The organism is Escherichia sp. KTE114 (genome assembly GCF_000407765.1).
GTDB lineage: Bacteria > Pseudomonadota > Gammaproteobacteria > Enterobacterales > Enterobacteriaceae > Escherichia > Escherichia ruysiae.
This window is the reverse complement of the sequence record NZ_KE136622.1, coordinates 142,043-157,557: the sequence shown is the minus strand read 5'-3', so window position 1 is coordinate 157,557 and position 15,515 is coordinate 142,043. Positions and strand designations below refer to the sequence as shown.

Below are 15,515 nucleotides of genomic sequence, written 5' to 3'. Positions count from 1 at the left end.
ATGTCGCTAATCATATTATCCATGGCTGCACGTTGTGCTGAGATAACACCGCTGTACTCGTTTTTACTGAAGGGATTAAAGAATTTTCCAATCGTTGACTGATCTGTTGTTCCGTTTCCTTCTACTGACAGGCTGGCAGTTCCACAGATACCGCTGCCATTGGATACCGTGACAGTGTAATTACCACTGGCGGTTTTAGCTGATTCTGTCATCAGTGAAGTCGAGGATTTAGCCGTCTGATTAAAATCATTTAGTCCTGCGTTAACCGCATACTTACATCCGTTCTCTCCGCCACACGTGATGGCACGAGCCGGCCTTTGATAAAATGAATCAATACTCTGGGGTGAAGCCTTTTATTTCTTTCGCCATTAAGAAATACACGGTTCCATCAAAAGACAGGGGGAGTCCATGGTGGGGATGGCTTCGTGCAGGCTTCACTCCAGAATATTCTCTTGAATTGAAAAAAGCCCGGCCCGAAGGCCGGGAAATACTGGCTATGGGATGTTTATAAGGCGCTCCATAAAGCCGTGATGTTCGGCATTTGATACCAGTTCTAGGAGCAGGGGTATCCTCGACTCAGGCTGGAGAGTATTTTCCATTCTGAGGAGATACTGATATTGTGCTTTTGTCAGCCATATGCTGGAAGCCGCATTCAGCTCTTCCCTGGATCCCGGATTTAGCACAGGGTTCGGGTAAATCTTCATTAATCCATCAACAATATCTTTATTGACGGGTTTTATTTCACCGCCAAACTTCACGAAATCAATGAAGGCGCTATGTCGACGTAATGCCGATACTGGTTGAATGTCAAAATTAGCCAGAATAAAAAAGTACCCTGGAAAAATAGCGAATATTCTTTCACGGTAACAGCACCTGGAGTCTGCCCGTCTTATCTTTCTTGTTATTAATGGAGTCCATGGTACGACGTTTTGCTCATTCAGCCATGAGAATAAAGATTCTCTGTTTTTGCCGGCTGTATTATATTGCGCAAGATACCAGTTCCGGTTATTCAGGTGTTCTATATTCACGAAGTTCAACGCTCCGCGCAAAACCGATCCATGATAGACGATTTTGCGATGTCAGGCGAATATGCTAAATCATATGTCTGAAGCAGTGTCCAGCCCATATCTGGATAAACTGCAGTTCTGACAGGCATATAACCAGCAGACTCTAGTACGTTCTGTATCGGTGATTTGGCGAACTCACAGATAAAGAACGGCTAAGCACTAATATCAGCAATACAGTGGCACAGTATTGTGATACGCGAAATAAAACATCAGCACGTCAGTTCAGAGTAAGGTCGCCATATATCTGGCATGAGCCAGATATAAATAACTGGGACACCGTCTGAAGTGATTTGCTTTATTAAAGTAACTTGTGCTTGGTGTTTATGTTTATCAATTTTGGATCGCCTGTAAAGTGCAAAATGCAATTTCCATGAAAGTGTCCCCTTTAATGGGGACACCTGTTCACATTTTTTCGTTTTCTTTAGCTGTATTGTTAATCATGAAAACGAAAGTTCGCATCAGCACAGCAGAGCGAAGTGCATCATATCCTTCCAGATTTAATTTCTTCAGGCTTCGCTTCAGGTAGGTTCGTACCGAAAGCCGACAGTTCTGAGCAATGGCGTCGTAAGGAACACCCATTGCGTAAAAAACGCAGACTTTAAGCTGGGTTGTTGATAGCTCGGGAAACATACCTTCCAACAGAGTGATGGCCGGGAGTTTCTGTATCATTTGAGGTGACATAGTAACAGTCTCCGATGACAACTTAAAACGCTATCACCGAGTTCCTACGCTCATTGGTGATAGCCCAGACGGGGGTAGGAATACCGGCGTCATCGGAAACCGGCCAGGCTAATGCCTGCCCCGCCTGAGCTACCATAGAAGACGACAAGAAATACGAATTCCTGTCTTTATGGTATGGCAAAAAACGACGCCAAATGAAGAAATTAACTTCTGCGCCGACGATGACTACACGGGTTCCTACGCCCGATCACAGTTTTGCCTGTGACCAGTAAAGGGGACTTAGTATAACGTACCGAGTCAACTAGCAGCTTAAAAAACATACAAAAAGCGTCAGAACTTAACGCTCCGCGCCGAAGCGATCCAGGCATGATGCTTCTGCTTTGTGGCGTTCGAACATGCTGGTCCGTATGCACGAAACGGTGTCTGACCCTCGTCCAGACAATCCGCAGCGCTGACGAACATATGAACAAATATGCTCTTGTAGAGGCTGTTGTTACACAATTGGCGGGTTGTGTAATAAGTGGTTTTATTATCTAAGAATCATTCTGTTTGCGATAGAATGATCTACAAAATGATTTTTTAAAGGTTTTTTATATCGTTTAATTGTCTTGAAATGGAGTGTTGTTCTGTTGGTGGATCGGTTGTAAGATAAATGATCGTGAGTAGAACAAAAGTCGATCTTTTAATCCAAAAGAAGGATCTAAAGCAGAAAAATCTGCTTTTAAAAATAGATTTTATTTTTTTGACGCAGGTCAGGATTAACTCATTAGAGGTATCGGTGAGGAGGCACTGGAAGAGAAGAGATCGTTGTAATGCTTTTCAAATTAACGTAAAGCGGGTATATTTCGGCTGTTATTAGCTGTGCAGAGGGGGCACTCTGTGGAGCAAAGCGGCGAAAGCCGGACGGCAGAATGCGCCATAAGGCATTCAGGAGAGATGGCATGTACGGGCAGTAAGTCAGAAGACTGAAGATGTTCCGGAAGCCATAAAAGGAAAACCCCCACAATCTTTCGACGAACTTGGTGGGACGCAGAAAGATAGTGGGGGCCTCACAGAATACGGGTAAAGTATAATGAAACCGTACCAGAGATTCAACCCTGTGCAGTGTATAAATACACGGCACAATCGCTCCGCCATAAGCGACAGCTTGTGGCAGATCTGAAGAATACTCCATATAACGCAGTACACTGGAGTCAGTTAGCACCCGAAGAGCAGATCCGTTTCTGGGAAGACTATGAAGCGGGAAGGGCGACCACTTTCCTGGTTGAACCGGAAAGGAAGCGCACGAAGCGTCGTCGTGGTGAGCACTCCACCAAACCCAAATGCGAAAATCCGTCCTGGTATCGTCCTGAGCGCTATAAGGCGCTGAGCGGGCAGCTCGGGCACGCTTACAACCGTCTGGTGAAAAAGGACCCGGTGACCGGCGAGCAGAGCCTGCGCATGCACATGTCTCTGCATCCTTTTTACGTGCAGAAACGAACGTATGCCGGTCGCAAATATGCTTTCCGTCCGGAAAAACAACGCCTCCTCGATGCCATCTGGCCGGTTCTGGTCAGCTTCAGTGATGCGGGCACACATACCGTAGGCATGAGTGTTTCCCGTCTGGCCAGAGAAATCAGTCCGAAAGACAGCAAGGGGAAGGTTATTCCGGAACTGGAAGTGACGGTCTCCCGCCTTTCCCGTTTGCTGGCCGAACAGGTACGTTTTGGTGTGCTGGGTATTTCTGAGGAAACCCTGTGGGACCGTGAAACCCGCCAGCGTCTGCCACGTTACGTCTGGATAACACAGGCAGGCTGGCAGATGCTGGGCGTCGACATGGTAAAACTTCACGAACAGCAGCAGAAACGACTGCGTGAAAGTGAAATCCGCCAGCAGCTCATTCGGGAAGGTGTTCTGCGTGAGGATGAAGATATCTCCGTACATGCGGCCAGAAAACGCTGGTATCTGCAGCGCAGTCAGGATGCGCTGAAACACCGTCGTGCGAAAGCAGCAGCCAGTAAGCGCGCCAGACGTCTGAAGAAACTGCCTGCCGACCAGCAGATTCATGAGATGGCAGAGTATCTCCGGAAGCGTCTGCCGCCAGATGAAGCCTATTTCTGTTCCGATGACCATCTGAAGCGACTGGCCATCAGGGAGTTGCGTCAGCTTGAGCTGACGCTGGCTGCCCCGCCACCGCACTAGACAGCATCATTCCCTCAGCACTGAATCATCGCCAGCCCCTCCGGGGCTTTCGGCGCTGGTTCCGCTCAGTCCAAAATCCGCAGTAATCACCTTAAATCCCCTCAGAGGGGCATATCTGCCCATAAAACCACGCATCAGTCATCAGAACGTGGCCACGTTGTTTCAGTTATCCACATAAATCCGCAAACAAAGAACTTTAAGAAGCAGCAAACCTGAAACAGCAAACCTGCAATATATTCTTAACCCCATTATTTAATCCCCTGCGTTGCTTCGCCGCAGGGAAAGTCTTTATCTCTGAAACCACTGTGAACAAATACAAAGAGGCCTTCGCTTGCAGCGGCCAAGGCCGCGCCGCTCAGAACTTAAAAGCACCTCCCACGCTGACGCGCGGGCCCCGAACCTCACAGTTCTGAAACCACAGCAAAAAGACATCAGGAATAAAAAACACCACACAAACGCAGCACCGTGCCCACCTCTCATAACTGAAAAGCGAGGCCGCCCCGCCCAAAGGGCGGGAACAACATCGCTTTTAATTATGAATGTTGTAACTAAACAATCTTATAGCTGTCAGTATTCTGGCTGGACGTATTGAGTACACGCTCGTAAGCGGCCCTCACGGCCCGCTAACGCGGAGATACGCCCCGACTGCGGGTAAACCCTTGTCGGGACCACTCCGACCGCGCACAAAAGCTCTATCATAGCTGAAAGCGGATATGGCTTGGCAGGGCCAGGGATGGGTAAGGTGAAATCTATCAATCAGTACCGGCTTACGCCGGGCTTCGGCGGTTTTACTCCGGTATCATATGCAACAACGGAGTGCCGCCTTCCATGCCGCTGACGCGGCATATCCTGGTGACGATATCTGAATCGTTATATATGATGTATTATCGAGCTTAACGTAAAATTAGAGCCATGTCTTTTATTATGGGGGATATTCCGGATAACTGTGCTTATTTTACCAGGAAAGAGTTCCGGGTAATGTAGTGATTGGTTCATTTATTAAGCAATGCTGTAACTTGCAATAACAGAAATCAATATATTAAATACGTTACTGTGTTTTTGTGGTTATAGTATAAGAGATGCTCTCCCGGTTTGTTTTTGTGATGTATATCACGTTAATATACTTGCTTACATTTTTACAAGATATAAAAATATTATCTTCTGCAACAGAAAATAAGAAATAAACAGAGCAACTACTACTTGTTGGAGCGCATAAACATGATTGCACGCCTTTTTAACAAAAAAATAAAATTTCAACAAATCAGGGGCACGAAACATAAAATAACAATGTTGATTATATCTCTGTTTTTTATCCCTGTGATTACACAGGCAGAGAGAACGCCGAACGAAGAAAAAAAAGTGGTTGGTTATGCGGATCATGACGGCCAACTATATAACATTACGTCAATATATGGACCAATAATAAATTATAGCGTACCAGAAGAATATATTACTATTAATGCAATAAATGCTACTGGAGAGCGTACACAAGTTACTATTAACTACGCAGATTATGTCAGAGAAGCGTTTGAGGAGTGGTCTCCTGCAGGAATAAGAGTTCAACAGGTTTTCAGCCCCGGAGCAGAAACACGAATAGTCCTATTCAGTACAACTAATTATGCTGATGGTTCGTTGGGGAGTACAATATTTGATTTATCAGGAAATTCCAGATTACGAATAGATATAGGGTCATTTAATAAACTTATTATGAATAATTATGAGAAGTTAAAATTAAGAAGAGCAATTTCTGCTAACATGACTCCGGAAGAATACATAAAACTAAAATTAAGAATTACTATAAAGCATGAGATAGGTCATATTCTTGGTCTGTTACACAATAATGAAAGTGGAACATATTTCCCGCATGGTGTTGGACAGGAAATTGCTCGTTGCAGACTTTTGAATCAGCCGCCATCAATTATGCTAAACGGTAGTAATTATGATTATATAGAACGTTTATCTCGTTATTTAGAAAGACCTGTCACTGAATCCGATATTGGTCCATCAAGAAATGATATAGAAGGGGTTAGGGTTATGAGAAGAGGAGGGAGTTGGAACTCATTAACAAATCGATTTTCTTGCCTTGGAGTAGGATTAACTTTTTCATCTTCAGGGGAAGATCTGTAATAAAACATAATATTATCCAGCAATTAATGAGAATTATGTGATATATGAAAATTAAAATTTACAGACCGGTATTATATTCTTTGTTCGCGCTTCCATTATATGTAAAAGCAACACCTCATAATATAACTGAACTATGTAATGAATACCAAAACACCAAGGTTTACGATTTAGATGAAGAAATTAAAACATATACAGAGTCTTTGGCAGGTAACAGAGAAATTGTTATTGTTGTATTTAGCAATGATCAAACATTTCAAGTGGAGACACTGGGGCCTCAGCATATAGAGTCACAAAAAAAACCATTAGAGAGAATGAAAGATACGTTAAGAGCTGCCTATTTTACTGGAGTTAAAATCAGCAAACTTTGTGCCTGGACTAATAAGTCACCAAATTCTATTGCAGCGATAGAGTTGAGTGATTGATCTTATAAAAATATATAGAAGGATAAATACAGATGTTTCGTATTTATCCTTCTGTTTAGAATCATTTCAAAAAATCTTAATTCAGAGGAGCATCAACATAATGGCTAAAAATCTGATTGTATTAAGATTCAAGAGTGTTTTATATCGTTGCATGTTCATAGTGCGAGAGAAAGGACCCTGTAAATAATTCTGTGTAACTGCCGCCGTATTAAAGGTGCTCGCTAAGGCGGTCACCAAACTCGATAATAAAACGGCTCATTGCCAGCCGCCTGTTCTGGATTGGCATACTCCATTTTTTTGACGCCGACTGTATCGCCAGATAAATCACTTTTCGCACCGAGTCGTCCGTTGGGAACACCTTGCGCTTCTTTATCGCCTGCCGAATGACGCTGTTCAGCGATTCGATGGCATTCGTCGTGTAGATGGCCTTGCGGATATCCGGTGGGTAACCGAAGAAGGTGTTGAGATTTTCCCAGTGTGTGCGCCAGCTCTTGCTGATTTGCGGGTATTTTTCATCCCAGACGCCTGCAAACTTATCCAACGCCATCAACGCCGCTTCCTCTGTCGGGGCCTGATATACCGCTTTCAGCCCGCTGGTGACGGCTTTGTAATCCTTCCACGACACGAATTTCAGGCTGTTGCGCACCATATGGATGATGCAGAGCTGAATATGCGTCTGCGGGTACACGCTATTTATCGCTTCCGGGAAGCCTTTCAGGCCGTCCACGCAGGCAATCAGGATGTCCAGAAGGCCACGATTTTTCAGCTCAGTCAGTACACCCAGCCAGAACTTTGCACCTTCATTTTCTGCCAGCCACATACCCAGCAGCTCTTTCTGACCGTCGGTATTGATGCCCAGCGCGAGGAACACCGCTTTGTTAATGACACTCCCGCCGTGACGAACCTTAACCACAATACAGTCAAGATAAACAATGGGATACAGTGCATCCAACGGTCGATTTTGCCATTCAGAGACCTGTTCTTTAACCGCATCGGTCACTTTGGATATCAGCGTGGGCGAGACATCGGCGTCGTACATTTCTTTGAACGTGGCAACGATTTCCCGCGTAGTCATGCCTTTGGCATACAGGGACAAAATCTGGCTGTCCATCTGGGTGATGCGTGTCTGATGCTTCTTAATTAGTTGCGGTTCGAAGGTATTTTCACGGTCACGCGGCGTGTTAAGTTCGATCTCGCCATCATCGCACAATACCGTTTTTGACGAGTAGCCATTACGGGTATTAGAGCCTGATTTAGGAGCATTTTTCTCATGACAGAGATGGTCAGTCAGTTCTGCATTGAGCGCCGTTTCGACGGTAAGCTTTGTCAACATGCGTGAAAACTGGTTGAGGTCGGCTTCGGTTTTAAGGCCTTTGGCCAGTTCAGCCGCAAGGGCTTTAAGTTTCTTTTCGTCCATCGTTTGCCTGTCTCCGTTGTTGGAGTGAACATATCAAAAACAGGCAATTACACAATTTTTATTACAGTCTCATTCTGGACCATGCTGGCCAGCCAGGACAGGATAAAGCTAGCATCGACACACTCACTATGCCCATGCGTGCAGTATCAAAAAACTGTATCACTGGAATAATCGGCTAAAGAACATATTGAAAACTTATTATGTCGTCACGCAACTCTATACATGATTTTATAATACTGCTTCCGGCGCTACTGTTGGTCAGGTGGTTATTGACTTTGCATGCCCGCTCATGTTTATTCAAGATGAATAAAATCTTCTCCGCCGCTGAATTACGCATAACATTCTCTTCCCATTTTTCTGATACATAATGTTCTGCTGTTATCAGGAGTGTTTATTGCTCAGAAATACTCTCCTGCTGTGCCTTCATCCTGATCCACTTTTGTTCTAATATCGCCAGTCTGCGACCGGCACTCTGCGCTTCAGATTCTGAGACCTGTCCTTCAGGGTGACCATCCAGGCCATAACGTGGGACGCCGGCGACAACTGTCCGCTGCAGATATACGCGGCGGGAGGTGATGCAGGATACTGCACAGAGCCATTCATCCATGGACAGTTCTGTCTCCGGGGGTTCTGCCAGAAATGCCGAAATATCATTGTTTATGCCAATTTTCAGGGGAATAAATCCACCGCCTTCAGCACGAAGATGAGGAAACAGGGCCTTTATTTTTTCTACGCACTCGTGAGTATACTCTCGGGTCCAGTGGGCGGGACGTGGGAAATGGTGTTTTTTCTTTTTCTTCTTCCTGGCTGGCGCTTCAGGGATATGTTTTTCGACGGCAGATGAATTTATTCCGGCGGATGTTGATTCTGTCGTCTGTTCAGTGAATACAGGTGCGATAATATCTGTTTGTTCGGATAAAGGCGGTGGCGAAAAAGTTCGACGTTTTTTCACCACAATGACGGGAGTTTTCCTTTCTTCCTGATGTTTTCCCATAAATACCTCGGCTGTGCTGTTTTATTTTATTATAATATCACAGATCTGATTTTAATACACTTTCCGTTATTTGATATCCCTTGTTGTTGAATTCTGCTTTTGTGAAATGTTTTGGCTTTGCATTAATCATAGCAGATCTGCCAATATTAGTTTGTTATTTACTCTGCGAATATGTCCTCGCATAAATGCATCCTTTTCGTTCCACCGGATTTTTCCGTTCCGGTATGATTGCTTCTGCACCTTGGTTTCAGATTAGATTACTGCTTTCGTTTATTCGAGATATTTATTAAATATCGCTGATGATGGGATGTTTTTATAAACACCACTCATTAGCAGTGACTTTGAATTTTATAGAAAAAACACATTGCACCAACCATAATTGGTAGTTTTTTGAGTTTCAAAATGTGATCTTTGTCATATTTAGTATTGTATTTAATGCTAATAATTAGCATGCAATTTTTATGTTGCTTTCGTTTGAAGCTGCATGTTTTTCTAATGCAGCATGCGCGGGATGTGGATTTGCCCCTATATTTCCAGACATCTGTTATCACTTAACTCATGACAGGCCCGCTGCCGCAGATATTCCCGTGGCGAGCGATAACCCAGCGCACTATGCGGATGCCATTCGTTATAATGCTCGAACGCCTCTGCAAGGTTCTTTGCTGCCGTTAACCCGTCTGGTTTGGGCATGATACTGATGTAGTCTCGCTTTATCGTTTTCACGAAGCTCTCTGCTATTCCGTTACTCTCTGGACTCCGCACCGCCGTGTTCTTCGGTTCAAGTCCCAACATCCGGGCGAACTGGCGTGTTTCATTAGCCCGGTAGCATGAACCATTATCCGTCAGTCACTCCACTGGAGACGACGGAAGATCGTTGCCGAAGCGGCGTTCCACCGCTCCCAGCATGACGTCCTGTACTGTTTCACTGTTGAAGCCGCCGGTAGTCACCGCCCAGTGCAGTGCCTCACGATCACAGCAGTCCAGCGCGAACGTGACACGCAGTCTCTCTCCGTTATCACAGCAGAACTCGAACCCGTCAGAGCACCATCGCTGATTGCTTTCTTTCACGGCCACTCTGCCTGTATGTGCCCGTTTCGATGGCGGTACAGCAGGTTTTCGCTCAAGCAACAGCGCATTCTGGCGCATGATCCGGTAAACACGTTTGGCATTGATCGCAGGCATACCATCAAGTTCTGCCTGTCTGCGAAGCAGCGCCCATACCCGACGATAACCATACGTGGGCAGCTCTCCGATAACATGGTGTATACGGAGAAGCACATCCGTATCATCAGTGTGACGACTGCGGCGGCCATCCTTCCAGTCATCGGTTCGTCTGAGAATGACGTGCAACTGCGCACGCGACACCCGGAGACAACGGCTGACTAAGCTTACTCCCCATCCCCGGGCAATAAGGGCGCGTGCGCTATCCACTTTTTTGCCCGTCCATATTCAACGGCTTCTTTGAGGAGTTCATTTTCCATCGTTTTCTTGCCGAGCAGGCGCTGGAGTTCTTTAATCTGCTTCATGGCGGCAGCAAGTTCAGAGGCAGGAACAACCTGTTCTCCGGCGGCCACAGCAGTAAGACTTCCTTCCTGGTATTGCTTACGCCAGAGAAATAACTGGCTGGCTGCTACACCATGTTGCCGGGCAACGAGGGAGACCGTCATCCCCGGTTCAAAGCTCTGCTGAACAATTGCGATCTTTTCCTGTGTGGTACGCCGTCTGCGTTTCTCCAGCCCTAAGACATCAATCATCTGTTCTCCAATGACTAGTCTAAAAACTAGTATTAAGACTATCACTTAAATAAGTGATACTGGTTGTCTGGATATTCAGGGGGCCAGTCTAGTTACAGTTTTGTTTATAGGGGAGGTAAGTAACAGTTATTAATCAGGATATCTTATATGGCTGTCAACAGATTATAAGTGGTAGAAAAATCGCTTTTCATAATGTGTCATTTTTTCTTCACTATATGAATTCCATTTGACAAACGGAAATCTGTAAATATCTAAGATGGAGCTCGTAGGATTCTTCATAATCGTGATACTTAACGGCTGCCCCCTCAGCCTTAGCGGTGAATGTGTAAGCTATCATAACCACGAAAATGGTAAATTGCCGCTGAGAATATCCAACACAGAATGAAGATCCCGATAACCCAGTAGCCGACTTCGCCAAGGTTATTACTCAGACGATTAATTACGGTCCAAATACCACTACTTAAATTCATTTTTTCAGCAATAAGCTCCAACGCTTCAATACCACCGATAAAAAAGGCAACAATAACGGAGGCTGCAGTTACTGTCATATTGTAGTAGAGTTTTTTTACCGGATTAGATAATGCCCAGCCATATGCTCCAATCATCACAAAGTTATCTAGTGAGTCGATCAAAGCCATTCCAACCGTAAATAAAAAAGGGAAAACCATGATAGCCCATAAGCTCATACCATTTGTTGCATTAGCTGCCGCAATTCCCAACACACCAATCTCAGTGGCCGTATCAAAACCCAAGCCAAACAAAAACCCAACCAGATACATATGCCAACTTTTGTTAACTAAATTAAATAAACGTCTGAACGCTCGAGCTAGTAATCCCCCTTGGTTCACAACAAAAAGATCTAAATCCTCATCTTTATATTTATGTCCAGTCTTAAGCAGTTTAAAACGTTTATATACTGAAATAAGGAGCGTTAAGTTAAGAAATGCGAAGAGTAACAAAAAGGCAGATGAAACAAACGTACCAATTATTCCTCCTGTTTCATGAAGCCATGCCATATCATTTTTAAATACCATAGTAGTTGCGGCAATAGTCAATGATGCTAATATCACAATGGTGGAATGCCCTAGAGAGAAGAAAGTACCAACGGCAATGGGAATTTTCCTATGTTGCATGAGTTTACGTGTAACATTATCGATAGCAGCGATATGATCGGCATCAACGGCGTGACGTAAACCTAAACTATAAGCTAACAGAGCCATCCCCATAAGCACTGAGTTACCCCTGAAATCAATAAACACCCATGCCCAGGCTAATCCATTCATAGCCAGTAAGCCAATAAGTAAAAAAATGGCTCTGCGTTTTGTTGTTTGAGAATCATGTATCGTTCTTTCCTTTATAATACTGTTCATATCAGCCCTCCAGAATTTTTATGAAAATAGATATAAAACAGAAAAACAAGTGATAAATATTACTATCGATGTGTTAACACAATATCTTTATTAGGCACAAGAAAAAGCCACGAGGTTAAAACGAATGGCATCGTTAATGCTGGAATGCCCAGTGGAGAAAATAACGTATTTAACGCTCCCTGCATGATTACAGTAAAAATAACCCCAATAAATGTGTATACCAGGACTCTCCAGCTCGGATTGTTAAAAGCGCAGCCTAACGCTATTGCCGTTAATACAGCATTGAATGAGTAAAGGCCCAAATGGACACTATGGTTGTTTGCCGCCAAAACCATTGCGGTAAATATAGCCGAAAACGCTCCACATACAGCAAAGGCAGCAGCCCAAAAAGATTCAATAGCCAGCCCAAGAACAAATAAAACGCCGCTAGTAACATTACTGAAAAGAAATACCTGCGAAATCCCATTAAACAGGCTATCAAAAATATAGCTATCGCTCCTCAGTTTATAATATTCTACAATAAATTGATGAGGGAGAGATGGATAAGGTAGCCCGCTATTACACAAATTTGAGAACGCATAGCTAGCAAGCAGGATAATCCATGTGGTAAAAACAAAAGGTGCAGTTAATACGGTAACCTCCCAGGTTTTTAATATATTAGAAATACAAGCTGTAAATATAACGGAAATAATACTGCCAAGGACGATAAATCCCCAGGCTAACGGGCTCATTTCTAAAAAAACGGGTAGGGTGACGCCAACTAAACAACCGTTATAGCTATATAAACCAACCTGCCATGATTTACGGTCATGTACTATCAGCCCCATTAACGTTGCGACAACAGTACCTAATATACTACCATAAGCAATGACGGAGCGACCTTCATCATAGGCACCGATAAAAATAGCCGTAAAAAATAATAATCCAGTTAAAGGATTATTTTGAAACATAACCTGTGCATAACCACGTAAGGTAACATCAATGAATTTAATAAATATATTAGATTCGACAAGGTTCATCCAAAAAGATGGATTGCTTTTACTTGTATTCATCATATAATAATTTCTCACATGAGAGTTAATTTATAATATGGAATGATCAATGAATTTTACCTAACGCCATATAAATTTCTCTGGCAATGTAATGCCTAAAATTTCTTCACGCGCAACTCGCCAAAATTTTCTTATTTCGGCTTTTACAACTGCACTGTTAACGCCCAATACTTTAAATATTAAGCCACAATGATTAGGTAATCGTGTTGTACCACAGGCTATCTGGTGCTCAATATCAAATCGAGCAGGTATTCGGGTTAATATTCGATTATGATACTCTTTTGGTGTTAATAGAATTACATTACCAAAAATATCAAAATGTTGCATAATACCAATAGCATCAAGACTTTCTGATTTTGGTTCTAATATATATCTCTCAACAAACAATTCCTTATTACTTAAGTTATAGGCAGCCACTCTGGATGAGAAAACATCAAAGCCAAAACGCTCTTCAGGATGGTGGTACTTCCTCCCCGACATTAAGACTTCAGAATAAATAGCTGTCGCTGTTGGGTGAATACTAATCGATGTATCAGTAATAAAGCGGGAGTTACGATGTGGAATAAGTGGATCTGGCATAAACTCCATATAGCTGTTTTCTTCAAGCATAAATTTTTGTATCTGAGATGCATAGTTAGCATTCATCATGTGAACTTTGGTCGCAGATTGAGTCGTAATATGAGCACAGGCTCCGCGTTCCACATGTATGTCAGTCTCTAAACGGTCGCCTTGTAAAATACATCCCGATGTTGAAATCATCGTGACACAAGGTAGTCCTGGCATTTCTTCATCCCAGTACAATGCCTTTTGCACCATAGAAGGAACGCGCCGTTCCATTTCCGCCAAAACACTGCGTTGTTCACGTTTTACAAATCTAAGTTTGAGATACCCCTTTTTACCTATAGCTCCACTGCGCATTTGCGCTGGTTCACTCTGGTATTGTGCTAACTCTGGGGCATTAGCGCCTGGTGTATGATGATTCTCTCGTGAATGGGCAGAATTTTGCAACATTATGCGTTATCTCCTTCAGGTGGTACATGGGTAAATAAGAAATCACGCATGATCATATCGACTAATTCTTCTATACCTTGCCCTGTCTTACAGTTAGTTAGAACATAAGGGCGGCCACCCCGAACCAATTGAGTGTCGCTTTCCATAACCTCTAGGCTTGCACCAACATAGGGAGCAAGATCAATCTTATTGATAACTAAAATATCGGCCTGAACTAAACCGGGACCATTTTTACGAGGAATTTTTTCACCTTCGGCAACATCAATAACATAAATATAAAAATCAGCCAATGCTGGACTAAAAGTTAATGTTAGGTTATCACCTCCACTTTCAATCATGATTAAGTCGCTATCAGGAAAGCGTTCTTCCATTTCTTCTACGGCGGCAATATTCATACTCGGATCTTCACGCACAGCCGTATGAGGGCAGGCACCTGTTTCAACACCCAAGATTTTATCCTCATCTAAAATACCTTTTAATGTTCGCTTAACCTGTTTAGCATCTTCAGTAGTTACGATATCATTAGTTATAATGAGAGGTTTAATTCCTCTTTTTATGAGAATTGGCGTAATAACCTCAATAATAGCCGTTTTTCCTGAGCCAACCGGACCACCAATTCCAATACGAGCCATTTTTTTGTTTGAAGCATAACTTGTAACATGATTATTCACGTGTATTCCTCTCAAATATTATTTGATATTAATTTCTACTAATGTATCGTTTTTCGTCTATTAGTTACTAAATAATCTTACATGCGCGCTAACATGTACTGCAGCAAGTACATCCACTATTGGTGTATAAGAAGACATTTGTTTAATATCACCAACTTCGGCGATATCACAATATGTTTCTATGTTCTGGGTTAACTCAAACAAAATACGTTGTGTATCAAAGTGGGTTACCCGCATTAGGCGCATAGCCGCGCTTAAAATAGACATGGCTATACCATATTGGTGCATCACGATAACGTTTCTCTCTGCAATACCCTGCACGGCCATAACCAACGCCTGAGTTACTGGATAAGTTCCAGCCGTCTCTCCTTTTTTGATCTGCTCCAGCCACCAACTTATTAATGGATGTTCAATGACATGGGCAGACATTTCCGCTAACTTTTTCCCCATGCGCGTCGACATCAGCCGGCTCTCTTCATTAAGCTTGCGGTTATTAATTGCCCAGTCCGCGCAGATTATTTTTTCAAGATTACCAGCAACAGCTGCACGATGAGCCACGACGAGACCGATACCATCGCAACTTGCAGACTGTTTTAATGCAGTTAAGACGAATCCTTTTAATGAAGCTATATCATAAATAATGCCGGTTTGGACCGCAGATTCTACACCATTGGAGAAAGTGAATGCTCCGACAGGTAATACGGAATCACCAAATTGCATTATACGGATGAGATCTGACGCATTCACAGTAAATGCCCCTAATACAAT

General features: G+C 43.4%; 12 protein-coding genes and 5 pseudogenes. 5 read left to right on the top strand and 12 right to left on the bottom strand.

The genetic code is table 11. From position 1 onward, the window contains the following. From WC5_RS24630 to WC5_RS26095, 4 genes and pseudogenes are all read right to left on the bottom strand, one after another. Positions 1 to 278, bottom strand: a pseudogene (locus tag WC5_RS24630) (immunoglobulin domain-containing protein); the annotation flags it as partial. A gap of 216 nt (positions 279 to 494) precedes the next feature. Further along, the gene (locus tag WC5_RS20870; RefSeq protein ID WP_016231357.1) at positions 495 to 1,028 is read right to left on the bottom strand and encodes a transcription termination/antitermination NusG family protein; all 534 of its coding nucleotides are present in this window, start codon (positions 1,026 to 1,028) and stop codon (positions 495 to 497) included. 441 nt (positions 1,029 to 1,469) lie between these two features. Further along, the gene (locus WC5_RS20875) at positions 1,470 to 1,748 is read right to left on the bottom strand and encodes a helix-turn-helix transcriptional regulator (protein WP_016231356.1); all 279 of its coding nucleotides are present in this window, start codon (positions 1,746 to 1,748) and stop codon (positions 1,470 to 1,472) included. Continuing rightward, a pseudogene (locus WC5_RS26095) lies at positions 1,714 to 1,899 on the bottom strand (ash family protein); the annotation flags it as partial. The pseudogene WC5_RS26095 and the gene WC5_RS20875, both read right to left, overlap by 35 nt. 998 nt (positions 1,900 to 2,897) lie before the next feature. Here WC5_RS26095 and repA point away from each other — a divergent pair. The 5 genes and pseudogenes from repA to WC5_RS20890 all read left to right on the top strand — a co-directional run bounded on the left by repA (position 2,898) and on the right by WC5_RS20890 (position 6,478). Beyond that, complete coding sequence (repA, locus tag WC5_RS20880) at positions 2,898 to 3,929, top strand: plasmid replication initiator RepA (protein ID WP_024192162.1); 1,032 nt, start codon at positions 2,898 to 2,900, stop codon at positions 3,927 to 3,929. 469 nt (positions 3,930 to 4,398) lie between these two features. Then, positions 4,399 to 4,630 (top strand): annotated as a pseudogene (locus WC5_RS26090) (replication-associated protein RepA4); the annotation flags it as partial. 199 nt (positions 4,631 to 4,829) lie between these two features. Continuing rightward, positions 4,830 to 4,913 (top strand): annotated as a pseudogene (locus WC5_RS25760) (serine acetyltransferase); the annotation flags it as partial. Positions 4,914 to 5,147: 234 nt separating this feature from the next. After that, the gene (locus WC5_RS20885; RefSeq protein WP_016231354.1) at positions 5,148 to 6,056 is read left to right on the top strand and encodes a zinc metalloprotease; all 909 of its coding nucleotides are present in this window, start codon (positions 5,148 to 5,150) and stop codon (positions 6,054 to 6,056) included. Positions 6,057 to 6,100: 44 nt separating this feature from the next. Further along, the gene (locus WC5_RS20890) at positions 6,101 to 6,478 is read left to right on the top strand and encodes a hypothetical protein (RefSeq protein WP_016231353.1); all 378 of its coding nucleotides are present in this window, start codon (positions 6,101 to 6,103) and stop codon (positions 6,476 to 6,478) included. Positions 6,479 to 6,686: 208 nt separating this feature from the next. On the opposite strand, the gene WC5_RS20895 is transcribed toward WC5_RS20890, so the two are convergent. The 8 genes and pseudogenes from WC5_RS20895 to WC5_RS20935 form a co-directional block, all read right to left on the bottom strand. Continuing rightward, positions 6,687 to 7,895 carry an IS256-like element ISEc39 family transposase gene (locus WC5_RS20895; RefSeq protein ID WP_016231352.1) on the bottom strand — a complete coding sequence of 403 codons (1,209 nt, stop codon included), beginning with the start codon at positions 7,893 to 7,895 and terminating at the stop codon, positions 6,687 to 6,689. A 391-nt stretch (positions 7,896 to 8,286) separates the two neighbouring features. Further along, positions 8,287 to 8,889 carry a ProQ/FINO family protein gene (locus WC5_RS20900; RefSeq protein ID WP_016231350.1) on the bottom strand — a complete coding sequence of 201 codons (603 nt, stop codon included), beginning with the start codon at positions 8,887 to 8,889 and terminating at the stop codon, positions 8,287 to 8,289. Positions 8,890 to 9,414: 525 nt separating this feature from the next. Continuing rightward, a pseudogene (locus WC5_RS24620) lies at positions 9,415 to 10,643 on the bottom strand (IS3-like element IS2 family transposase). A 311-nt stretch (positions 10,644 to 10,954) separates the two neighbouring features. After that, positions 10,955 to 12,013, bottom strand: a complete 1,059-nt coding sequence (locus WC5_RS20915; RefSeq protein ID WP_016231348.1) for a HoxN/HupN/NixA family nickel/cobalt transporter — start codon at positions 12,011 to 12,013, stop codon at positions 10,955 to 10,957. A 62-nt stretch (positions 12,014 to 12,075) separates the two neighbouring features. Next, positions 12,076 to 13,065 (bottom strand): urea transporter, encoded by a 990-nt coding sequence (gene yut, locus WC5_RS20920; protein ID WP_024192160.1) that lies wholly within the window; start codon positions 13,063 to 13,065, stop codon positions 12,076 to 12,078. Positions 13,066 to 13,125: 60 nt separating this feature from the next. After that, entirely contained in the window at positions 13,126 to 14,076 is a 951-nt protein-coding gene (locus WC5_RS20925; protein ID WP_016231346.1) for an urease accessory protein UreD, read from the bottom strand. Continuing rightward, positions 14,076 to 14,708, bottom strand: coding sequence for an urease accessory protein UreG (gene ureG, locus WC5_RS20930; protein WP_032159870.1), 633 nt, complete (start codon positions 14,706 to 14,708; stop codon positions 14,076 to 14,078). The genes WC5_RS20925 and ureG overlap by 1 nt, the downstream gene beginning before the upstream one ends. A gap of 99 nt (positions 14,709 to 14,807) precedes the next feature. Continuing rightward, entirely contained in the window at positions 14,808 to 15,494 is a 687-nt protein-coding gene (locus tag WC5_RS20935; protein WP_016231344.1) for an urease accessory protein UreF, read from the bottom strand. Positions 15,495 to 15,515: the final 21 nt, after the last annotated feature.

Excerpts from the sequence above, each read along its gene's own strand:
- WC5_RS20875 (WP_016231356.1), bottom strand. The coding sequence starts at position 1,748 with ATGTCACCTCAAATGATACAGAAACTCCCGGCCATCACTCTGTTGGAA.
- WC5_RS20885 (WP_016231354.1), top strand. The coding sequence starts at position 5,148 with ATGATTGCACGCCTTTTTAACAAAAAAATAAAATTTCAACAAATCAGG.
- WC5_RS20890 (WP_016231353.1), top strand. The coding sequence starts at position 6,101 with ATGAAAATTAAAATTTACAGACCGGTATTATATTCTTTGTTCGCGCTT.
- WC5_RS20895 (WP_016231352.1), bottom strand. The coding sequence starts at position 7,895 with ATGGACGAAAAGAAACTTAAAGCCCTTGCGGCTGAACTGGCCAAAGGC.
- WC5_RS20900 (WP_016231350.1), bottom strand. The coding sequence starts at position 8,889 with ATGGGAAAACATCAGGAAGAAAGGAAAACTCCCGTCATTGTGGTGAAA.
- WC5_RS20915 (WP_016231348.1), bottom strand. The coding sequence starts at position 12,013 with ATGAACAGTATTATAAAGGAAAGAACGATACATGATTCTCAAACAACA.
- yut (WP_024192160.1), bottom strand. The coding sequence starts at position 13,065 with ATGAATACAAGTAAAAGCAATCCATCTTTTTGGATGAACCTTGTCGAA.
- WC5_RS20925 (WP_016231346.1), bottom strand. The coding sequence starts at position 14,076 with ATGTTGCAAAATTCTGCCCATTCACGAGAGAATCATCATACACCAGGC.
- ureG (WP_032159870.1), bottom strand. The coding sequence starts at position 14,708 with ATGGCTCGTATTGGAATTGGTGGTCCGGTTGGCTCAGGAAAAACGGCT.